This is a genomic window from uncultured Roseobacter sp. (assembly GCF_947495025.1).
In the GTDB taxonomy this organism is placed as follows: domain Bacteria; phylum Pseudomonadota; class Alphaproteobacteria; order Rhodobacterales; family Rhodobacteraceae; genus Roseobacter.
In genome coordinates this window covers 231,531-253,713 of sequence record NZ_CANLXG010000001.1, presented here as the reverse complement: position 1 = coordinate 253,713, position 22,183 = coordinate 231,531, and the positions used below count along the sequence as shown (strand labels likewise).

At 59.3% G+C, this 22,183-nt stretch carries 20 protein-coding genes; 9 read left to right on the top strand and 11 right to left on the bottom strand.

The annotated features are described in order from the left end of the window. Positions 1-16: 16 nt before the first annotated feature. The 8 genes from Q0792_RS01240 (at position 17) to Q0792_RS01205 (ending at position 6,308) form a co-directional block, all read left to right on the top strand. Entirely contained in the window at positions 17-1,096 is a 1,080-nt protein-coding gene (locus Q0792_RS01240) for a methyltetrahydrofolate cobalamin methyltransferase (RefSeq protein WP_298835790.1), read from the top strand. A gap of 227 nt (positions 1,097-1,323) precedes the next feature. Beyond that, a complete protein-coding gene (locus Q0792_RS01235) occupies positions 1,324-1,599 on the top strand; it encodes an STAS domain-containing protein (protein ID WP_298835789.1) in 276 nt (91 codons plus the stop codon). Then, positions 1,596-1,961: a response regulator gene (locus Q0792_RS01230; RefSeq protein ID WP_298835788.1), complete on the top strand. Its 366-nt coding sequence runs from the start codon at positions 1,596-1,598 to the stop codon at positions 1,959-1,961. The genes Q0792_RS01235 and Q0792_RS01230 overlap by 4 nt, the downstream gene beginning before the upstream one ends. A gap of 10 nt (positions 1,962-1,971) precedes the next feature. Then, positions 1,972-4,212, top strand: coding sequence for a chemotaxis protein CheA (locus Q0792_RS01225; protein ID WP_298835787.1), 2,241 nt, complete (start codon positions 1,972-1,974; stop codon positions 4,210-4,212). Further along, entirely contained in the window at positions 4,209-4,667 is a 459-nt protein-coding gene (locus Q0792_RS01220) for a chemotaxis protein CheW (protein WP_298835786.1), read from the top strand. The genes Q0792_RS01225 and Q0792_RS01220 overlap by 4 nt, the downstream gene beginning before the upstream one ends. 17 nt (positions 4,668-4,684) lie before the next feature. Continuing rightward, positions 4,685-5,521, top strand: a complete 837-nt coding sequence (locus tag Q0792_RS01215) for a protein-glutamate O-methyltransferase CheR (RefSeq protein WP_298835785.1) — start codon at positions 4,685-4,687, stop codon at positions 5,519-5,521. 22 nt (positions 5,522-5,543) lie between these two features. Continuing rightward, the gene (locus Q0792_RS01210; protein ID WP_298835784.1) at positions 5,544-5,930 is read left to right on the top strand and encodes a response regulator; all 387 of its coding nucleotides are present in this window, start codon (positions 5,544-5,546) and stop codon (positions 5,928-5,930) included. Beyond that, positions 5,931-6,308: a hypothetical protein gene (locus Q0792_RS01205; protein WP_298835783.1), complete on the top strand. Its 378-nt coding sequence runs from the start codon at positions 5,931-5,933 to the stop codon at positions 6,306-6,308. A 364-nt stretch (positions 6,309-6,672) separates the two neighbouring features. Here Q0792_RS01205 and Q0792_RS01200 read toward each other — a convergent pair whose 3' ends face one another. From Q0792_RS01200 to Q0792_RS01160, 9 genes are all read right to left on the bottom strand, one after another. After that, positions 6,673-7,191, bottom strand: coding sequence for a chemotaxis protein CheD (locus tag Q0792_RS01200; protein WP_298835782.1), 519 nt, complete (start codon positions 7,189-7,191; stop codon positions 6,673-6,675). Then, positions 7,191-8,321, bottom strand: coding sequence for a chemotaxis-specific protein-glutamate methyltransferase CheB (gene cheB / locus Q0792_RS01195; RefSeq protein ID WP_298835781.1), 1,131 nt, complete (start codon positions 8,319-8,321; stop codon positions 7,191-7,193). The genes Q0792_RS01200 and cheB overlap by 1 nt, the downstream gene beginning before the upstream one ends. Before the next feature lie 114 nt (positions 8,322-8,435). Continuing rightward, complete coding sequence (locus Q0792_RS01190; protein ID WP_298835780.1) at positions 8,436-9,587, bottom strand: acyl-CoA dehydrogenase family protein; 1,152 nt, start codon at positions 9,585-9,587, stop codon at positions 8,436-8,438. A 79-nt stretch (positions 9,588-9,666) separates the two neighbouring features. Further along, positions 9,667-11,907 (bottom strand): molybdopterin cofactor-binding domain-containing protein, encoded by a 2,241-nt coding sequence (locus Q0792_RS01185; RefSeq protein ID WP_298835779.1) that lies wholly within the window; start codon positions 11,905-11,907, stop codon positions 9,667-9,669. 65 nt (positions 11,908-11,972) lie between these two features. Next, positions 11,973-13,046 (bottom strand): lipocalin-like domain-containing protein, encoded by a 1,074-nt coding sequence (locus Q0792_RS01180; protein ID WP_298835778.1) that lies wholly within the window; start codon positions 13,044-13,046, stop codon positions 11,973-11,975. Then, positions 13,036-15,399 carry an FtsX-like permease family protein gene (locus Q0792_RS01175; RefSeq protein WP_298835777.1) on the bottom strand — a complete coding sequence of 788 codons (2,364 nt, stop codon included), beginning with the start codon at positions 15,397-15,399 and terminating at the stop codon, positions 13,036-13,038. The genes Q0792_RS01180 and Q0792_RS01175 overlap by 11 nt, the downstream gene beginning before the upstream one ends. 11 nt (positions 15,400-15,410) lie before the next feature. After that, positions 15,411-16,121, bottom strand: coding sequence for an ABC transporter ATP-binding protein (locus tag Q0792_RS01170; protein ID WP_298835776.1), 711 nt, complete (start codon positions 16,119-16,121; stop codon positions 15,411-15,413). Beyond that, positions 16,118-17,095: a 2-dehydropantoate 2-reductase gene (locus Q0792_RS01165; protein WP_298835775.1), complete on the bottom strand. Its 978-nt coding sequence runs from the start codon at positions 17,093-17,095 to the stop codon at positions 16,118-16,120. Before Q0792_RS01165 ends, Q0792_RS01170 begins: the two co-directional genes overlap by 4 nt. Positions 17,096-17,202: 107 nt before the next feature. Beyond that, the gene (locus Q0792_RS01160) at positions 17,203-18,729 is read right to left on the bottom strand and encodes an acyl--CoA ligase (protein WP_298835774.1); all 1,527 of its coding nucleotides are present in this window, start codon (positions 18,727-18,729) and stop codon (positions 17,203-17,205) included. Positions 18,730-18,893: 164 nt separating this feature from the next. Between Q0792_RS01160 and Q0792_RS01155 the strand changes: the two genes are divergently transcribed. Continuing rightward, complete coding sequence (locus Q0792_RS01155) at positions 18,894-19,580, top strand: fumarylacetoacetate hydrolase family protein (protein ID WP_298835773.1); 687 nt, start codon at positions 18,894-18,896, stop codon at positions 19,578-19,580. On the opposite strand, the gene Q0792_RS01150 is transcribed toward Q0792_RS01155, so the two are convergent. Beyond that, complete coding sequence (locus tag Q0792_RS01150; protein WP_298835772.1) at positions 19,573-20,577, bottom strand: NAD(P)-binding protein; 1,005 nt, start codon at positions 20,575-20,577, stop codon at positions 19,573-19,575. The two genes, Q0792_RS01155 and Q0792_RS01150, sit on opposite strands and share 8 nt — an antisense overlap. A gap of 61 nt (positions 20,578-20,638) precedes the next feature. After that, positions 20,639-22,045: a glucuronate isomerase gene (gene uxaC, locus Q0792_RS01145; RefSeq protein WP_298835771.1), complete on the bottom strand. Its 1,407-nt coding sequence runs from the start codon at positions 22,043-22,045 to the stop codon at positions 20,639-20,641. Positions 22,046-22,183: the final 138 nt, after the last annotated feature.

The window sequence follows — 22,183 nt, the reverse complement described above, 5'->3', positions numbered from 1 at the left end:
TCCAAGGACCCCCTGAATGACCCGGACAATCGTCGAATCCAAAACCAAAACCGCCATCATCGGTTTTGACCAGCCCTTCTGTGTGATCGGCGAGCGGATCAATCCGACCGGCCGTAAAAAACTGGCACTCGAGCTGGAGCAGGACGATTTCAGCACTGTTGAGGCGGATGCAATCGCTCAGGTCGCGGCAGGCGCCACAGTCCTGGACATCAACTCGGGGGCCGTTTTTACGAACAAGATGTCGGAAGACACGCGTTACGCAGACAACAACTTTGTCGAACCCCCTCTGATGAAGGCACTGATCGAGCGGGTCCAGACAATTGTTGATGTGCCTTTGTGCATCGACAGCTCTGTTCCGGGAGCGCTTGAAAGCGGTCTGGAGGCCTGCGAAGGCCGCCCGCTTCTGAATTCTGTGACAGGCGAGGAGGAACGTCTCGAGCTCGTGCTGCCGCTGGTGAAAAAGTACAACGTGCCTGTCGTTGCCATTTCGAACGATGACACCGGTATTTCCGAAGACCCCGAGGTTCGCTTTGCGGTGGCAAAGAAAATCGTCGAACGGGCTGCTGATTATGGCATCCCTGCGCATGACATTGTTGTCGACCCGCTGGTAATGCCCATCGGTGCCATGGCAACGGCGGGAAATCAGGTGTTCACACTTGTCCGCCGCCTGCGCGAAGAGCTCGGCGTGAATACGACCTGCGGCGCGTCAAACATCTCGTTCGGTCTGCCGAACCGCCACGGTATAAACAACGCGTTTCTGCCGATGGCGATGGGCGCAGGCATGACATCTGCGATCATGAACCCGGTCGCCCTGCCCGTCAGCGCCGCGAAGATCGAAGCCAAAAAGCTTGAACTGATGGCGGCCGGCATAGTGCTGCCTGAGGATATGGACGACGAACTCTTCTGCCAGACCTTCGGCATGGGATCGACCAGACCGCGCCCGGGCAAGGAGATGGAGGCCATCCGCGCTGCCAATTTCCTGACGGACAACGATCCGCACGGCGGGGCCTGGATTGCCTTCAACAAGGAAGCACCGAAACCCGGCCAGGAAGGTCGTGGTCGCAGTGGCCGGACCGGCGGCCGCCGCCGGCGCTGATCTTCAGCGTTACCAGACCTGTTCGAACAGTTTGTCAGGGGCTGCAGGGGACTGCGGCCCCTTTCCTTTGTCTGCGTTCAGACACCGCGCACCGGGATTATCGGAAAATGAAACGGGAGGTAACCGAGTCTTAACGGAACGCCCCATACAACCTCGTCCATGCACCTGATCAGCCAGCGTGGAGGAATCAATGCGCCCGGAAAACAAACCCGCCCGCGGAGGTCCCGATGAGTGAACCTCTGATCGCAGAATCCAAGCTTGATCTGTCTGCAGCTTCAGATCTGGCAACAGCTCTTAAATCCCGGGCCGGCGAGGATCTCACGGTAGATCTGTCAAAGGTCAAACATCTGGGCGCTCTCTGCCTTCAGGTGTTTCTCTCCGCCGCCACCAGCGCGAACGCAAGCGGTCACAGAATTTCCTTCGTGAATGCTTCCGATCGCGTGATCGATCAGCTGCGTGTCATGGGCATGACACCGGAAACTATCTCAGGGGGTCGTCAATGACTTTGGAAATTCTCGCCGTAGATGACAGCCGCACAATGCGTGACATGATCCGTCTCGCTCTCCTGCCGGCCGGGTTCAATGTTCACACTGCCGACGACGGCGTTCACGGGATTGAGGTTCTCAGCGGCATTGAACCGGACGCGATTATTACTGACATCAATATGCCCCGCATGGATGGCTTTGGCTTCATCGACGCCGTGCGCGAGCAGGAGCAGCACAGGGCAACGCCCATTCTCGTGCTCACAACAGAAGCAGCGCCGGAGCTGAAAGCCCGTGCCCGCACTGCTGGCGCGACAGGATGGATCGTAAAGCCGTTTGACCCTGCAAAGCTGATCAAAGCCCTCCAGATGGTTGCCGGATAAGGGGTAAGACATGGCTGATACCAACGACCCTATGGCAGAAATCCGGGCGTCATTCTTCATTGAATGCGAGGAACTGCTCGAGGCCCTCCAGGACGGGCTCCAGGAACTTGACGACGGTGCGGATGATACTGAGACAATCAACGTCGTCTTCCGAGCCGTTCATTCGATCAAGGGCGGCGCCGGCGCGTTTGGCCTGGAGGCTCTGGTACGTTTCGCACACCGGTTTGAAACCGTGCTCGATGAAGTGCGTGCAGGCAGGATGACCGCCGGGCCTGATGCTCTGAAGGTCTTTTTTCAGTGTGCTGATCACCTTTCCGACCTCGTCCGGATTTCCCGCGATGCCGGCGATCTTCCAGAGGCACGTACAGCAGAGCTTCTGGGTTTCCTGAATGAAATGCTGGGCGAAGACGCTGGCGCAGAAGAAGAAGCCGAAGAAGACGAGGATATCGATTTCCAACCCGCCACTCTGTCACTCGACATGGATTTTGGCGATGATGACGGGGACGGACTGGCGCTGCCTGATATTGACCTGCCAGACCTGCCGCCACTTCCCGGCCTCAACCGGTACACGATTGAATTCCGGCCTGAAAACGAGCTTTTTGAGACCGGAAATGAACCCTTTCATATGCTGCGCGCCCTGGATGAAATGGGTGACTGCGACGTTACATGTAACCTCGGCAAGATACCCGATCTGGACGAACTGTCACCAGAGCACTCTTATCTTTCATGGACGATTGAACTTGCCTCGGCAGTAGACGTCGCCGAGATCGAAGCTGCATTCGAATTTGTAGAAGGGCTGTGCTCACTGACGATCTCACAGAACGGAGATGCTCCTGTATCAGACGAAGCAGGACCAGAAGTCGTCAACGGCGTGGCAGACCCCATCGAAACAGATACACCGGAAATTCCTGAACAACACGAAACCGGGTCTGCACCGGCTCCTGCTGCCGAGCTTCCTGCCGTCAGCGAGGATAAACCGGCGCCGGCGCCGTCAGTAGCCAAAAGCAATACCTCATCTTCGGCACCGGCAGCCGCGGCAAAGTCAGTTGTACGGGTCGATCTGGACCGAATAGAACGTCTCGTCAACCTGGTGGGCGAGCTGGTGATCAATCAGGCGATGCTTTCCCAGAGTCTGGAGTCATCTGGTTTATCGCCCCACTCAGATGCAATGAACGGCCTGGAGGAATTTCAGCGACTTACCCGCGATATTCAGGACAGTGTCATGATGATCCGCGCTCAGCCGGTTAAATCACTGTTTCAGCGCATGTCACGGATTGTCCGCGAATCTTCCGCCTCCGTTGGCAAAGATGTCAGACTTCATACAGAAGGTGAGAATACTGAAGTAGACAAGACCGTTATCGAAAGGCTCGCGGACCCTCTGACCCACATGATCCGCAATGCTGTCGATCATGGCCTCGAAACTTCGGAGGAACGCCTTGCCGCCGGAAAACCCGAACAGGGCCGGGTAAACCTGGTGGCCGCCCACCGTTCAGGACGCGTCGTGATTGATGTGTCCGATGATGGTGGTGGCATCAACCGCGAAAAAGTCATGCAGATTGCGATCGATAAAGGGTTAATTCCGGAAGATGCATCACTGAGTGACAGTGAGATCGATAATCTCCTCTTCCTTCCGGGCTTCTCCACAGCCACCGTTGTATCCGATCTCTCCGGTCGTGGCGTCGGAATGGACGTCGTCCGAACAGCAATTCAGGCCTTGGGTGGACGAATAACAATTTCCTCTACACCAGGAGTTGGCACAACGTTTTCCATCTCATTGCCCCTGACGCTGGCCGTTTTGGATGGAATGGTTGTTCAGGTCGCGGGAGAAACGCTCGTACTACCCCTCAACGTGGTCATTGAAACTCTGACGCTTTCAAACAAAGACGTGGAAATGGTGCGCCCGGGTTCATTTGTTGTGCGCGTGAGAAGCGGCTTCGTTCCGATTTTCGACCTCGGAAAAGAGCTCGGATACCGTGAATCCATTGAAGATTTTGAGGGCTGTGTCGTATTGCTCATCGCGCACGAAGACGAAAGCCATGCAGCTCTTATCATAGACAGCATCCAGGACCAGCGACAGGTGGTAATCAAAGGCCTTGATGACAGCTTCTACCGGGCTCCAGGAATAGCCGCCGCAACCATACTTGGAGACGGACAGATTGCGCTGATCCTCGACACTTCAGACATCATAACAAACGCTATGGGCTCTGTCGGAGCCAGCAACTCCACACCAGCTACGGGGATACCGGCATGACCGAAAAAGAATCTTCTGCATCCATTGAACTGCTGACCTTCCAACTGGCCGACCAGGAGTACTCGCTGGATATAATGTCAGTGCGCGAGATCCGCGGATGGACACAGACCACGCCACTGCCCCATGCACCAAGCTACATGAAAGGTGTGATCAACCTGCGCGGAACAGTCCTGCCGGTCATGGACCTGTCGCAGAGACTGGGCCTGAAAGCCAGGGAACACTCTGACCGCAACGTCATTATAGTGGTAAGCCACGAGGACACTATGACTGGCCTTCTGGTCGATGCTGTGTCTGACATAATCGCAATTACCGAAGATGATCTGCAGCCTCCACCTGAAGTAAATACCGGAAATGTTCCAAGCGTGGTCAGTTCGCTGACGCTCATAGATGAACGGATGATACGCGTCCTTGATCTTGGCTCTGTGGTCGCTTCTGTTCAGAGTTCTGCAGCGTAATGAGCGTGGGCAGCAAAATGGATCTCAACGCAGCCGACTTTGATGTCATTGCAAAGATTGCGTACCGGGAGAGCGGTCTCCAACTGGTGAAGGAAAAATCTTCCATGATCCAATCTCGGCTTCGTCACCGTGTCAATGCGCTGGGTCTCGAAAGCTTCGGCTCGTATACCAACCTGATTTCGTCCGACAATGGTCGCACGGAACTGCGACACATGATCTCCGCGCTGACTACGAACGTTTCACACTTTTTCCGTGAAAAGCACCACTTCGATATCTTTGAGACAAAAATTGTGCCCGGCCTCAGGGAAAAAATGAAAAACGGTGAAAAAGTAAGAATCTGGTCTGCTGGCTGTTCCAATGGCCAGGAGGGTTATTCAATTGCTATGGTTCTGTTGAACAAAATACCCGACGTGGCGTCATTTGATGTTAAAATACTTGGGACAGACATTGATCCCAATGTCGTGGAATTTGCGCGAAAAGCCGACTATCCGGAGCGCCTGACCGATGGTATTCCAGAAGAGTTGTTGAAAAAGTTTTTTGCACGCAGCCAAGCTGGTACCGAAAACCAGTTCTCTGCCGGTGATGCACTCAGAGAGTTGGTTTCGTTCAAAGAGCTCAATCTTCTTGCCGATTGGCCAATGAAACAGAAGTTTGACGTCATTTTCTGTCGAAATGTCGTCATCTACTTTGATCTGGAAACTCAGAATAAGCTCTGGCCGAGATTCCTCGGTGCTCTGAAAGCCGACGGACATATATTTCTGGGCCATTCAGAACGCATTATCGATAATGAAGCGGTTGGCTTTCTTACGGATGGACCCACCACCTACCGTCCAAAAACAAACCGAACAAACTGACGGACAGAGTGAAGGAAGCGATATGTCACTGAGAGATAAAATTCGGATAATGGTTGTTGATGACATGTCAACCAGCAGAGGCCTAATTACCCAGGCTCTTGACGCTTTTGGGGTGCGCAATGTTTCCACAGCTGAAAACGGAGTTGAAGCATTACAGTCTTTGGCAACACATCCTGTGCATCTCGTCATCTCAGATTATAATATGCCACAGATGGATGGCCTGCAGCTGCTGCACCAGTTAAGGGCCTCTCCGAAAACAAAAGGTGTTGGCTTCATTCTGATTACCGGACGCGCTGAGCAACAAATTGTCGATCACGGCAAGAAGCTGGGTATGAACAATTATCTCAAAAAGCCATTTGAGCAAGCAGGACTGCGAAACTGCATTGAAGCAGTAGTCGGGCGCCTTTGAATGAAATGGGACGAACAGAACTCTCTGGGCATTTCTACTCTACTGGACAGAATGTCCAGCCAGCTGGACCTGCTGGCCGGTCAGGCATTCGACGTGGAAGAAGCCATAGGAACATCGATGACGGATGGGCAGCCCGCACATGGCGTTGAAATAACGAGACTTCAGGCGCTTGACTATCTTCGTCAGTGTCTTGAGGATCTGGCTCTGCTGACGACGCTTCTGAGCCGTGAGGACGAAAATCTGTCGGCCCGCATCGGCAACCTGAATGAGCTGAGTTCAAAACTGAAGCTTGAAGTCACAAAGGGCATTCTGGCCGGCGAACGCCGACCTGAAGAGAGCAGCCTGAAACGCGCTGTCGGTGATGTCGATCTTTTCTGAGACTTTTCTGCAATTCAGAAACGGGCGGAAACAGAACAGATTATCTGGAGAGCTCACGGTCTGGACGATTAACGAAAACTCTGTGACAGCTCGGTCTTGGTCAAAGCAACCCTGTCAAAACAGGTCCCACAATCTTTAACCCTCCTCCACAATCATGGTCGCGCAAAATTGCTGGCCAGGGCGATTTTGCGCCCAGACTCGTTTGGTAGAGCAATACTAAGCCGAGTACGGATCCGGAGATCCTGTTCAAAACATGCGCGGTTTGCCTGCAGAGCTGAGTGAGCTGACTTTTGCATCCGGATCCACTTTCACTTGCTGAACCCGGAACACCATATTCCCGGGAACATATTAAAACCGAAGAATTTCAGAACAGCTCCAGATCGTTTCCGCCGGTCTCAGGCGCTGTCACTTCGGCACGGAGTTCCACAGGTGCGTCTTTTCTTACCTTTTGCATGACCCTTCCCGTGGCCGGCCAGAACATGACATGTCGGGCTGCCTCTCCACCCAGTGAATGCCCCTCGCACTCTATGCCCTCTGCACGCAGAAAACCGAGCGTGAACTCACTGTTGGTCTTTCCGATATCACTTAACCCACTGACCATGCGGGCACCGCCGAATGCTTTGGCCCTTAGCCTGTGACGCTGACCGCCCAGTTTAAGAATATCGTTGATCAGCAATTCCATCGCATTGATGCCTGCAAGATTGCATATACCGCTTTCGACGGTGCTGACAGTCAGCAGCATGTGGTTCATGCCGCCAACTTTTGCGATCGGGTCCCAGAGACAACAGGAAACACATGACCCGAGAATTGTGCTGATGACAGCTTCGGGATCGGCACTTGCAAGTTTCTCGCCCTGCGTGATGTGAACACGTTTGCCCTGCATTATTTTGGCACTCCGGCATGCTGTTCACCTCTCGCCGGTTTCTTTTGCGGGCTTTCGCGCATCGCAGTCCCGATCCGGTCCAGCGGAAGTTCGCGACCGACTGCACCCAGCGCTTTTGCTGCCCGGGGCATACCATACACAACACAGGTGTCTTCGTTCTGACCGAACGTGCGGGCTCCGCCCTCTGACAGCTGTCGCAACCCCTCTGCGCCGTCTTTGCCGAGTCCGGTCAGAATCGCAGCGCTTACGTGTCTGGCTTCGCTCACAGCTGACTGAAAAAGGACGTCCACCGCCGGACAATGAAGAGCCGGAGGATCATTTGGTTCAAAATGGCAGACCCATGCATCGTTGCGCCTGCGGATGGCCGTATGCTGGCCAGCACCGGGTGCCAGCACGATATCACCACGTTCAAGGCGCATCCCCTCTTCTGCAAGGCAGACGTTCTGCTTGAGATGTCGGTCCAGCCGCTGGGAAAAACTGACCAGAAAATTTCCGGGCATGTGCTGAACAATTACCACCGGCGGACCACCCGGATCGAGCATCGGCAGCACGCTTTCCAGAGCAGCAACACCGCCCGTGGACGCACCGATCAGAAATATGGTTTTCCGCCGGCAGCCCCGGAACGGTGTCGTGTCAGCAGATACCTTTGCAGCAGGTGTCGCCGCCAGTGGCGACGACTGCACCCGCAGCCTTGAAGCTGTTGTGCAGGCCGCCTGAAACACCCGCTCGCAGATGTCATCGGTCAGCTCACGTCCGTAGGCACCGCTGGGTTTGACCATACAATCGACTGCCCCACGGGACAGCGCCTGAATAGCCGCGTCGCTGCCCGCAGAAGTAAGACTCGACATCATGACGACCGGCATTGGCCGTGCTTTCATCAGACGGGTCAGAAATTCGAGACCGCTCATTCCCGGCATCTCTATGTCCAGGGTCAGCACGTCGGCGTGACTGGCGCGCAGAAAGTCCCGCGCAGCAACAGCATCTTCGGCCTCGCCCACGATTTCCAGGCGCGGGTCGGCTGCAAGCGTAGCCCGCAGCCACGCGCGGATCGTTCTGGAATCGTCGACAATAAGAACTTTTTTGGGAGCACCTCTCCAGGTACTTTCGGAATCGTATGAACTCAGCGCCACGCGGTCACCCTGCTGCTCGAAAACGGGCGCCAGTCAGGATCGCCCTCCGGCTCCTGTTATGACTATCAGGGGTAAATCGACACTTAACAGACGAGATTTACAGCCCCAAACGGACTATCGCCCGTCGCGACCTGCCAGCATCTGACGCGAAATAATTACCCGCATGATCTCGTTCGTCCCTTCGAGGATCTGATGCACTCTGAGATCCCGCACGATCTTCTCCACACCATAATCCGCGAGATACCCATACCCGCCATGCAACTGGAGTGCGTCGTTAGCCACGTCAAAGGACACATCCGTGACAAACAGTTTTGCCATTGCACAATACTGCGTCGCATCAGGTGTTTTATTGTCCAGTTTCCAGGCCGCCTGACGCAGAAACACACGCGCGGCCTGAAGGCGCACTTCCATATCAGCAAGCCGGAACTGCAGCGCCTGAAACTGGTCGATGGATCTGCCGAATGCTTTACGTTCGCCCATATAGGCAAGTGCCGCGTTCAGCGCCGCCTGCGCTCCGCCCAGAGCGGAAGCAGCGATATTCAGGCGGCCGCCATCAAGACCTGCCATCGCATAGGCAAACCCCCGGCCTTCTTCCCCGACCAGGTTTGCCGCGGGAACCGCGCAATCATCGAACTGCACCTGCGCCGTGGGTTGTGCACGCCAGCCCATCTTGTCTTCGGAGGCGCCAAAAGACAGGCCGTCGCTGCCGTTTTCAACCAGCATCGCCGAGATGCCTCCTGCCCCGTCAGCGCCTGTGCGGACCATGCTCAGATAAACATCCGAGTACCCCCCGCCGGAGATGAAGGCCTTGGTCCCGTTCAGCCGGTATCCCCCGTTTGTTTTCTCGGCCCGCGTCCGGAGGGCCGCTGCATCAGACCCTGATCCGGGTTCTGTCAGACAGTACGAAAAAATCTTCTCCATCGAGCAAAGCTGCGGCAGCCAGTGCGCACGCATCTCATCAGAGCCATAGGTATCGATCATGCCGCCACACATATTGTGGATCGACAGGAATGACCCAACGGCCGGGCACGCCATCGCAAGGGCCTCGAACACGAGGGTGGCATCCAGACGGGTGAGCCCGGAACCGCCGTATTTCTCTGATACGTAAATACCGGCAAGCCCAAGTGACGCGACCTCCGGCCAGAGCTCTTTCGGGATTGTGCCCTGCGCCTCCCAGGCGCGGGCATTAGGCGCTATATGTTCCTGTGCAAAAGCCGCCGTCATCTCAAAGATGGCAGATTGCTCCTCTGTCAGTGCGAAATCCATACTCAGCCTCCCCGGTCCGGCGCAGAAAAGCGCGCCCCGGACAGATACCTGCCCCGGCAACAGGCATCAAGCAAAGGTGTCAGACAAAGGCAACATGCCGGTTAAACGGCATCTCCCGCAGCCGCTGGCCCGTCGCAGCGAAAACTGCGTTGGCCAGCGCTGGAGCTGCCGGCGGCACCGGTGGCTCGCCGATACCCCGGATCTGTGACGCGTTCTGCAGTGTCCGGACTGTGATCTGCGGGGTCTGATAAAGCCGCATGCCCTCGGCCTCGTGGTAGTTGCTCTGCTGCGGTGCACCATCGGCATAGGTAATTTCCGAATTTATAGCGTGACCAAGACCCCAGATCACACCTCCCTGCACCTGCGCCTCAAAGTTCAGCGGGTCAATAACCGTGCCTGCATCGGCAGCCACCCAGACCCTGTCGATGCGCAGTCCGCCGGGCGTCCGGGTTACATCTGTGACCTGAGCGACAGGCACCCCGAAGGATGTGACCAGCGCCACACCCCGACCCTGCCCCGGTTTTTGGGGCGCGCCCCAGTCTGACATGTCTGCAACGGCCTCCAGTACTGCGCGCGCCACAGGGTCACTCACCAGACGCAGCCGCTCCTCCATGGGATCGGCGCCGGCGGCATGGATCACTTCGTCCAGCAGGCACTCGGCAAAAAAGCCCGCTGTCGACGCGCCCACGGATCGCCATGAGCTGACCGGCGCCAGCCCTTCGACCGCAAAGCCCGTAACGCTCAGAGTCGGGATTGCGTAGGGCATGTTCCAGGCACCCGCAACAATCTGCGTATCCGGCCCGGGTGCAGGCAGACCTGCCCGGCCAGCCTGCGACCGGGTGACGGACGGGCTTGCGATGTTCAGCGCCAGATGGGTCACCTGCCCCGCACGCCAGCCCCCGGCACCGCGTGCCATGCCGATCTGGCGTGGGTAATCCTGTGCAAAATCCTCTTCGCGGCTCAGGACCAGACGCACAGGCCTGCCCGGTATCTGCAAGGCGATCTCGGTGGCATAGTCGATAACGTCAAACTCCAGGCGATGCCCGAAGCTGCCACCGGCCATCTGGTTGTGAAAGACGACCTGCGACGGGTCCAGCCCTGCCGCACCGGCAACGCGCGCCTGAACAAGTCCCGGCATCTGGTGCGCCGCCCAGACCTCTGCATGATCACCCGTGATCAGAACCGTGGCATTCAGCGGCTCCAGCGGCTGATGTGCCACGTAGGGCGCGCGGAATTCCAGTTCTGCAGTAAAACCATCCGCGACTGTCTGATCAGGGTCGCGGTCATCACGCCAGATCCGGTCAGGCGTATCGCCGTCCAGCGCAAACCCGAGCAGACGCCAGTGGTCTTTCTGTTCTGCAGGATAGGGGGCGCCGCCCCAGTCACAATCAATCTCTTTCAGGGCCTGAAAGGCATACCATGTGTTGTCAGCAATCACCGCAACTCCGTTCTGCAGGGGCAGGATCTGCCGCACCCCCTGCATGCCTTCGGCCCGGGACGCGTCATAGCCTTTCAGGCCACCGCCCTTGCCCGGATTCAGTCGGGCGGAGGCAAAGAGCACCCCATCGGGTCGCGCGTCGATGCCATAGCTTTGGCGACCCGTGGATTTGGCGGCAATATCAAGCCGCTGCACCTGCTGCCCTGCCAGCCGCCATTCGGACGGGGGCCTCAGGGAACCCGGAGAAACCGGAGAGATCTGCGCCGCCTCAGCCGCAAGGGAGGTATAGGTCAGCCGCGCGCCGTCGGGCAGGATCACAGCAGCGTCCTGCGTGCGCAACCCGTCCGCGGGAATGCCTGATTTCGCTGCTGCCGCAGCCTTCAGTGTTTCACGGGCCACCGCACCGGCATGTCGCAGTTTTTCAAAGCTGTCCGGAACCGAAGTCGAACCGCCGGTTATCTGCAGACCCATAACCTTTGATACGACACCCGCGGCATCCCGCACCGCCCCGGCCAGTAACCCGGTGTCTGTCGACACAAAAGGCACGGCGTCGCCGGCGACGGCCCGGTTATAATATGCCGCATCCGGCTGACCGAAAGATGTCTCGAACTGTCCGAAACCGATATCCATTTCTTCGGCGATCAGCATCGCCTGCATGGACTGCGCGCCCTGCCCGACATCTGCATGCGGGGTAATCAGCGTGATGCCACCGGGAGTCACCAGCACAAACGGATTGAAGCTGGCCTCGCCCGGCGCGAGCGTTGCCGTGAGAGGGTTATCGTGCGGCCGCGCCAGCCGCCAGGCGCCGAAGGCCACACCGCCCGCGACCGCAAGCGATCCGATCAGCACAGTGCGGCGTTTCATATTTGCGTTACGCGCCATGGCCTGCTCCTGTGGAAAAGCGCCCCTGTGGGTCCGTCAGGTTCTGCCGACGGCAGACCGGTTGGTCAGTAACCGGTCATTTCCAGATATCCCCTGCCGGGATGGCTGCCTGTTATGGTCACGGGCCCTTCCCAGTAGGAGACCGACGTGTCCATCCACGCCTGCGGATTGAGCGCACGGACTGTCACGTCAATGCCTTTGTCAGGCAAAAGCACCTGCCATACAACCGGAACGTCACGTCCGGCGACCTGCGCTGTCTCAAGGGGGCGTGACTGAAACGCCCCGTTGGGATAGGGCGTGGGCGTGCCGTCGGATGCGATCCATGTTGCGGCTGTGAAGTCGCCGGTTTCGCTGTCGTGCAGGGTAAAGCCCATAAGCCGCTCTCCCCCGTCAAACACCATCGAGAACCAGTCCCAGCTGATCTGGGTATCGCCCAGCGGCTGTGACGCCCATTCGCGGTCGAGCCAGGCCGTGCCGGTAACAGTTACGTCCCGTTCCGGCAGACGCAGGGTCCCTGAAATCTCATAAAACGGCTGCGAGTAGTAATAGCTGGCGCGGCCACCTGTGGATTTCACGGAATAACCCCTGTCACCCTGCAGAACGATGGGACCTGTTGCTGACAGCGTCATGTCGTAGCCGAAATCGGTCCCGCGTGCTCTCAGCTCAAGTGCATCAATGCCATCACCGGTTGCCGTCATTTCCCAGTCATCGATCCAGGCGCTGAAAGGGTCGGCGCGTGCCCCGGCCTGCCCGATCCCTCCCCGTGCAAGCCGCTCGGCGACATAGTGCGCTGTGGGTGTTGTGACTGCCGCGTGACCCATCCAGATCTGCGGACTTGCCCAGCCGTCCTTTTCTTCCGGAGCCATTGCGGAACGGAAAAGCGTCCACTGCAGACCGTACTTCGTGCCGTCAGCGTCCTGCAGATTGGCCGTCAGGTACCACCACTCGATGCGGAAATCAGGATGCGGACCATGATCGCGTGGAAAGCTGACCGGAATATCACGCGAGGGCTGCGTGAACCCTTCGGCCGCTGCGCCCAGGCCAGCGAACCCCTGTGCAACCGCGGACACTGCAGGAAAAACTGCAAAGCAGAGCGCGAGGATCACCCGGAGCAGGATCTGTACAGGCCTACCGTTCATTGCTGAACACCCGGAGAAGTGTCTGCGGTGGCATCCGTGCAAGTCTGACCGCTGGCCAGAGGGCTGCCAGAAATGCAACAATGAGCGTCAGGGCACCCAGACGCAGCATGTCTGCGGGAAAAAGGAACATCGGCAACCGCCAGCCAAAGGCCTCTACATTCACCACGGCCAGAAGGACCCAGGCCAGCAAAAGGCCCAGTGGCACCGCCAGCAGACCTGTCAGTACTGCAAGGCTGACGGCGCGGATGAGTTCGAGCCCGGCCAGCTGTCGCCGTGTCATGCCAAGCGCCCAGACAGGCGCAAGCTGCGGCAGACGCATCGCCGCCAGTGTCAGAAGGCTGATCAGGATCGCAAGGCCTGCAACCGACAGGGTCAGAACATTCAGCGCGGCCGTGACAGAAAACGTCCGGTCAAAGACGCTGAGCGAGAAGGCCTTGAGATCCTGCTGGTTGATCAGCGCATCCGCAGGCAGATCAAACCGCTCCTGCAATGCAGCCGCCAGAGCGTCCGGCCGGTCCGTACGCAAGCCGAACTGACGGGCTGTGGCCCCCGGATACCTGCTGGTGAACAGAGCCTCTGAGATAACGATCTGCCCGGCAGGGTTCCCGTAATCGCTGTAGATACCCAGCACCACATCGCCACCGCTGAGCGTGTCTCCCGGCACAAGATTCTGACGCCGGGCCAGCTGTTCGTTGATAAGGGCACCGTTTCCGGCCGCGAGCTGGTCCCAGACATCGGCGCGCGCTTCCAGCAAAGGCCAGTTGTCCCGGTAGGTCTGATGATCACGCAGCCCGAAAATCTCGGCTGGCAGACCGCCTTCGCGCGCATCCGCTGATACAACAGGCAGAACCGCATCAGCATTACTGACAAGAAATGGCATCATTTCAATAACCTGTGCATCACTGTTCACGCGGAGATACAGCTCAGATGACAGTCTCTGGTCAAGGTAGCCGGTAAAGGTCAGCCGGAAACTCGATACCATGGTCGATACGCCGATGTTGGCAGCCATCGCGAGCAGCAGCGCCATAAGCGCCATCGACAGTCCCGGAAGCTGCTGACGGCTGTCTGCCCAGAACCACTGGGCGACTGCACCTCCCGCGCGCGTCTCAGCGAGGCGCAGGACAGCGGACAGAACCACAGGCAGGCAAAGGGCTGCGCCCAGCAACAGCCCTGCAAGCAGACCGAACCCGGCGACCAGCCCATCGGCCAGCCAGCTGATCATCAAGCCGCCGGCACAGAAAGCGCACGCGACCAGCAACAGAATGTGTTGGGTCCCGGCGGCCTGCAGGCTCATCGCGCGGGGATGATTGAACGACAAAAGCGGCATACGCGCCAGCCGGATCAGCGCAGCAACCGCGGCAACCGCCGTACCCGCGACGGCCATGGCCAGCCCCGAAATCCACCACGACCAGCGCAACGTCAGCTGGCCGGTGATTTCGGCGCCATACAGACCGCGCAGCGTAGCCGCTACATCCGGCAGCAAAGCCGCTGCAATCAGATACCCCAGCGCCACACCTGCTGCGCCTGCGACCAGCGCGAAAAGGCCCAGCTCTGCCGTCACCAGAAGCATCAGCCTGCTGAGCGGCAGACCCAGCGCGCGCAGTGTCCGGAACACCGCCCGCCTCTGTTCAAATGCAAGGCCTGTGGCGCCATAAACAATGAAAATGCCAACCGCAAAGGACAACAGTCCGAACGCTGTGAGATTCAGGTGAAAGCTTCGGGTTAACCGGCTGATATCTGTTGTATTTTCCGGTACGCTGATCCGATAAGCTTCAGGCAGGTCGGGAATGCCGCGCGGTTGATCCGGCGACACAATCAGATAGTCAATACGACCGCGCCCTTCCAGCAGCCTTTCAGCAAGCGCGATATCTGCCAGCAGGCGGCCCCGCGTCCGGCCTGTGTCGGCGCGCACCGGTGCATCAATGTCGCTCAGCAGTGCTGCGTCATCCGGGTGCGCCAGCACCGCCGCCTCCTCTCCGAGAAGACCCCCGGGAACGGCCGCAGAACCTGTCTCTGCCCCCGGTGACGCCCCGGGCCAGGTCAGCGGCTCTATGCCCGTGAGCACAAATTCGGTACCCTGCGCCTCAAGTATGCCCTGCATCACGGGACTGACCAGCCAGCCACTGCGACGCAGGGTTGTGTATTCGTCGGTGCTCAGTGAACGTCCATCCACCCGGCTCAGCCGCGCGAGATCACCGCCCCCGAGAACATCGGAGGCAGCTGCATAGCTTGCCCGCGCTTCTGCGTTGATGGCCTGAACGCCCGACCAGAGCGCCGTGGCCAGCGCGAGGCCCGCGATCAGGGTCAGGAGTTGCCACGGATTACGCCACCAGTGCGACATCAGCGCTGACATGCCGGACGCCATCATGCAGGTTGCCTCTGGTCGGGTGCTTCACCTGCCCGACCCTGCACAATCCTGCCCCGTGACAGGGTAAGCTGGCGGTTCATACGCCCCGCATGGCGCGCGGAATGCGTCACCATCAGCACGGCAGCTCCTGCGTCCCGGGCTGTGTCCAGCAAAAGATCAAGTACGCGATCCGCCGTTGCTTCATCAAGATTCCCGGTCGGTTCATCAGCCAGGATCAGCGCGGGTCTGCAGGCAAGTGTCCGCGCGATTGCCACGCGTTGCTGCTGGCCGCCTGAAAGAGTTTCGGGATATTTCCCCAGATGATCTTCAAGACCAAGCCGCGCCGCCAGTTCCCCGTTTCTGTCCGGATCATTCCGACCCGACAGGCGCGCATGAAAAGCGATGTTCCCGGCCACCGTCAGGCTGGGGATCAGGTTGAACTGCTGAAACACCAGCCCAACGGTTCCACGTCGCATCGCAGCGCTGTCGGCGTCGCTCATGCCTGCAACCTCGACCCCGCTGATCTCAATACTCCCGGCGCAGGGCCTGTCCAGACCGGCAATCAGATGCAGCACCGTGCTCTTTCCCGAACCGGATTCGCCGACCAGCGCGAGCGTCTCGCCGCGTTGCATGGAAAAACTCACGCCTTCCAGCACAGGAACCTTTGCCCCACCACTGGTGTAGGCTTTGGTCAGACCGGACACCCTGAGCGCCAGCGGATCGTTCATTTTGCGCTGTCCCGGGATTGTTCTCTTAACCTGACGAGGGCCAGAACGGTGTCGATGACCGGCGTGGGCGTGTCAGTGATGCGCCCCAGCTCCTGAACGGCCGTCACCAGCGCATCCGTCTCAAGAGGCCTGCCGGCTTCGAGATCCTGCAGCATTGATGTTCGGTGCGCACCAACAGCGGCGCCACCATCAATGCGCCGCTCTACATCGATCGGAAACTTTACACCAAGTTTTTCACCGATCTGCTGCGCCTCCAGCATCATAGCCCGTGCGACATTACGTGTCCCGGGATCGGTACACAGCACGTCCAGTGTTGCATGGGTCAGCGCCGAGATCGGGTTAAAAGACAGGTTCCCCCAGAGTTTCACCCAGATTTCGTCCCTCAGGCGCGGCCGTACCGGCGCGCGCAATCCGGCGGCAGACAAAACCGCCGAGAGAGCCTGCGCCCGTTCCGACCGGCTGCCATCCGGCTCGCCAAGCGAAAACCGTTTGCCTTCGATGTGGCGTACAACCCCCGGCTCGGATACTTCGGCGGCGGGATAAACCACGCAGCCCAGCACCCGGTCCGGACCAAACCCGTCCCACTGCGCATTTCCCGGATCTACAGTCTCCAGCCGCGTCCCCTCCAGAGGGCCGCCCAGTTTGTGGAAATACCACCAGGGCACGCCGTTTACACCGCTGACAACGGTCGTTTCCGGCCCGATCAGAGGCTGCATTGCCCCCACGACAGGCGGCACCGAATGGGCTTTGAGCGTCACAATCACATAGTCCTGCTCACCCAGTTCCGCAGCATTGTCGCTGGCGCGTACCGGAACTGTGATCTCCTCGCCGGCTTCCAGCAGCGTCAGACCGCGCGCTTTCATTGCCGCAAGATGCGGTCCGCGCGCGACCAGGCTGACATCGGCACCGGCCTGCGCAAGTTTTACGCCCATAAAGCCGCCGATGGCGCCCGCTCCGAAAATACAAATTTTCATCTTCTGTCCTTTTCAGGCCTGTTTTGCAGACATCACACCCTGTTGATGCCGAAAGTGTCCGAGGGGTCGTACGCGTCTGACCGCCTGCCCTCTTTGTTGCGCGTCCGTCAGGCCCTCGCAACCAGCCCCAGCTTCTCGGCCAGGCCAATCCGCTGCATTTTGCCTGTAGCGCCCTTCGGGATCTCATCCAGGATGATCACCCGGCGTGGCACTTTGAAATCCGCCATGCGGGAGGCGGCAAAATCGCGGATGTCCCGCTCGGTCACATCTGAGCCTTCGGCCAGGACGACCGCAGCCGCGACTTCCTCTCCCAGCTTCGGATGCGGCAGGGCGAAGGTGACCACCTGCGCAATACCCGGGTGATCCAGCAGCACACCATCAACCTCCAGCGGGCTCACCTTTTCGCCACCCCGGTTGATGATCTCTTTCAGACGGCCAGTCAGCCGCAGATATCCTTCCTCATCGAATGCTCCCTGATCTCCTGTCCGGAACCAGCGGTGCCCTTCAGCGATAAAGAAGCTTTTTGCGTTGGCTTCCGGGTTATTCTCGTAGCCCGGCGTCACATTGGGTCCGGAGATCACAATCTCACCGGTGCCGGTGACAAGCTGGTTCCCGACCTCATGGGCAATGCGCACCGCCGGCCCGGCCGCCACCCCGACGGACCCCGGTCTCTGTGCGCCACGCCCGAGCGGGTTTGAGGCCATCTGGTGGGCTGCTTCTGTCATGCCGTAGCCTTCGATGACAGGAGCATCAAAGGTCTCTTCCAGCTGCACCATAACCTGTGCTGGCAGGCTTGCAGAGGACGACCGCAGGAACCGCAGCGGCGTTGATCCGATGACATCCGCATTGCGCGCCGCCCGGGTCAGGACAGCCTGGTGCATCGTCGGAACCGCTGTGTACCATGTTGGCCGGGCGTCTTTCATCCAGCCGAAAAACCGCAACGCATCAAACCCGGGCGCGCACCAGACAGAGGCCCCCGCAGAAAGACTCGCCAATACGGCTGCGATCAGTCCATGGATATGAAAGAGCGGCATAACGTTCATGCAGCGATCTGCCGGTGTCAGCCCCAGAGACGTACGGATATGCACAGCAGATGCCGCGACATTTGACTGCAGCAGAGGCACAATCTTGGGCCGCGACGTCGTCCCTGAGGTATGCAGGATCAGCGCCACCTCATCCGGGCCGGGCGCACCTGTGTCCGCACCGGGCTGATCCCTGCCATGCAGCGTGAAAAACCCGGCCGGCGCGCCGTCCGGTACCGAAAGACGGATCACCCGCAATCCGTGATGCGTTGCAGCAGCAAGAGCAGGCCCATTGTAGTCTTCGGCGACCACCAGCGCCTTTGCGCCAAGATCACCGAGGTAAAAAACGTATTCGTCTTCCCGGTATCCGGGGTTCAGTGGTGCGGTAACCGCGACCTGCGCTATTGCCACAAAGGCCGCAGCCATCTGCGGACCATTGGGCAGGACGATGGCCACGCGGTCTCCTCTGCCAATGCCCATGCGGTGCAGGGACGCAGCGACATCCCCGCATAACCCGCGCAGACCGTCGTATGTCAGCCACCCTGTGTCAGGGGCGCCAAAGGCAGGGGATGAGCCGGATGGGTCGTTCAGTAATCCCGATATTGTCTGCAAGACTGCGGTTCCTTCGTCTTTTCGCGCTGCTCCATGCCTGTGGTGGGAAGCAACTGTGCCTGCCCAACAGATAGCGGACACTCAGCCGAAGGCCAGCGCTTCCCAAACTGCCGGGCAACCGATAGACCGGCAGTCAGTGACAAATTGCAGATGCTGGAGCCAGGATGACCCGTTACGCATTTTCCCCCCCCGCTGTACCTGCTCTGCCTGTGGCAGGATCCGACGCTGTGTTTCCGGTCCGGCGGGTATATTGCGTCGGCCGGAACTATGCCGCCCATGCCATAGAAATGGGCCATGACCCGGATCGCGAGGCCCCTTTCTTTTTTCAGAAAAATCCGGACAATCTGAACACGACCGGCACCTTTCCTTACCCGCCCCGGACATCAGATGTACATCACGAGGCGGAACTGGCGGTCATGCTGAAAACCGGTGGTCGCAACATCCCGGTTGAGGAGGCGGGTGATCACGTTTTCGGATACGCGCTGGCGCTCGATATGACCAGGCGTGACCTGCAGGGCGAAATGAAAAAGGCTGGCCGTCCCTGGGCGATCGGAAAAGCCTTTGAAGGCTCTGCGCCGGTGGGGCCTGTCCACCCGGTCGAAACGACAGGGCCGCTTACCGAGGGCGCGGTGACGCTGCATGTAAACGGATCATTGCGTCAGGAAGGAGATCTTAACCAGCTGATCTGGAAAGTACCCGAGATGATCGCGTTTTTGTCGGAGTACTTCGAGCTCGCACCAGGTGATGTTATCCTGTCAGGTACACCCGCAGGCGTCGGTCCTGTCGTTCGCGGCGATGTTATGGAAATTGCCATCGCCGGTCTGGGCAGTATGCGCGTGACAGTCATCTGAAACCCTTTCGGGCAAGATATGACTTCACTTCGGCTGCCAGCGCCTCAGCGCTGTCGAATGCGGCCTCAACCCGTCCGTGTTCACACCAGTCGCCGGCCGCGCCGACACCAAGATCCGGATCAAACAGGCAGGGACGTCCCGCAGGCGTCTGAACTGCCGCATAGCGCCAGCGATGCAGGCTGACATAACTGGCAGCATCCGTGTTCAGACCTGTTGCGTCCGCCAGCGCCGACAACAGCTCCTGCTGTATGTCCTGCTGGTCGCGCTCAAGGTTTTCCTCTGCCCAGGCGTTACTGGTCTGGCACAGAAGCGCCGCCGCGTCCGTGCGCCCGGGTCGGGAATGGCCCGCCGCAATCCAGGCAAGCGGTGATCCGTCACAAACCAGCGCATCCCAGCCCAGATCCGGCAGATCAACAAAACCGCACATAAGGCTGTAACAGCCCAGCATCCGGGCGCCTTCCAGCGCGGCACGGCCTGACATCTCCTGCGGTAACAGTGCCGCTGTCTGCACCGCTGGCGCAGTAGACAGAACCGCGGCAAAGGGCCCTGCCTCTTCACCCGAGGCCAGTTCAAGCTTCCAGCCGTCTGCATGGCGATGCAAGGTCCGGACGGCATCACCATGCGCAACCGCCAGTGCCCCGGCAGCAGCCTTGCACAGGCTGTTCATGGCCGGAACGCCCACGTACCGGGACGCATTCCAGCGGAGTTCATCAGTTTGCCTGTCGGACGGTGCCGCTCTCAGCCGGGGTTTCCATTCGGCAACCGTTCCACTGGCAATGAACGGTGCCAGAAACGCCCGGAACGCCTCTCCGCGCGCTGTGAAATACTGCGCACCGTGGTCAAACTGAAAACCTTCCGCACGCCGCGTGGACATGCGCCCGCCTGTGCCGCGCGATTTTTCAAAGATTTTCACTGTTGCCACGTCACGCAGCAACCCTGCAAGCCGGACACCTGCAAGGCCCGCACCGATCACTGCTATTTCCGGACGTCCCGCCATGTTGCCTGCCCTATGTTCCGCTGTCCTGCGCCACCTAATCCGGTGCACCGGACCGGCAAGGTCAGAGACGGTAGGTTCGGCGCGCAAGCCCGCAGGAAAGTTCTTCGATCATGTCAAACGCTTCATCCTCGCGCAGCCGGTGGTCGGCCACCATGCGGGCCAGCCAGGCACAGTCGACCCGCCGGGCCACTTCGTGACGGGCCGGGATTGAGGGAAAGGCGCGCGTATCATCGTTGAAACCGGCGGTGTTACAGATGCCGGCGGTTTCCGTCGTCATCTCGCGGAACCGCCGCATGCCTTCCGCACTGTCGTGAAACCACCAGGCGGGCCCGAGCACCAGCGAGGGCCAGGCCCCGGCCAGCGGTGCCAGCTCGCGGGCATAGGTGGTTTCATCAAGTGTAAAGAGCACAATTCTCAACCCTGGTTTATTGCCAAGCGCATTCAGAAGAGGCCAGAGGCTGCGCGTAAACTCGGTCTGCGTTGGAATATCGAACCCTTTGTCACGCCCGAAACGCTCAAATACATGCCGGTTATGATTGCGGAATGACCCGGGATGGATCTGCATCACCATGCCGTCCTCTGCGCTCATCCGTGCCATTTCCGTCAGCATCTGCGCCCGGAAAAGGGCATGATCGTCCGGTTCTGGCCGCCCGCGCCTGATCCGGTCGTAGAGCACTGCTGCTTCTGACCAGTCAAGGTCTGCCGTCCGGGCATCCGGCGTGCCGTGGTCGGTTGCAGTCGCACCGCGCGTCCGGAAAAACGCCCGGCGGCTGTGGTGGGCTGCCAGATACCCCTGCCAGGTACCGGTGTCCTCGCCTGTTAAATCACCCATGCGGTCCAGTGCTGCCGCAAAACCTTCGTGATCCGGATCAGTGACCTGATCCGGTCTGTACGTCGGGATGACCCGCCCTTTCCAGCCACTCGCCTGTATCGCAGAGTGATGCTCCAGCGTATCCAGTGCGTTGTCGGTTGTGGCCAGAACCTCGATACCGAACCGCTCGAAGAGTGCACGGGGCCTGAATTCGGGGGTCTCCAGCGCGGCCGCAATGGTGTCGTAAACCGCATCAGCCGTCGCCGGCGTCAGCGGATCGGTGATACCGAACAAACGCTGAAATGTGATATCCAGCCACAGGCGCGTCGGCGTGCCCCGGAACAGGTGCCAGTGTTCTGCGAACCGGCGCCAGATGGCACGCGGGTTTGATGCGCGCCGCGTCCCGTCCCTGCGGGCAATGCCGAAATCATCGGGGCTCAGACCCTGACTTGTGAACATACGCGTGATGTAGTGGTCGGGGGTGACGATCAGCGCGGCAGGATCCTGAAAGGCGCTGTTTGCGGCAAACCATGCCGGGTCTGTGTGCCCGTGCGGACATATCAGCGGCAGGCCCGCTGCAACGTCGTAGAGCGCGCGCGCGACGTCGTCGGCGCCGGTACCCCGCAAGAGCGTATCCTCGTGAAAAAGACGGCTCATGTCCTGCGCTTTCCGGCACTTTTTTCCGGAAACCTGTGTCCCATGCTCTGCCCTTTCCGGTTCTGTGGCAGTCCCGGCTGGCTGCTCTGTCAGACGCGACGTGACCAAATGGACCCGGCCATGTCAAGTCAGTCAGGT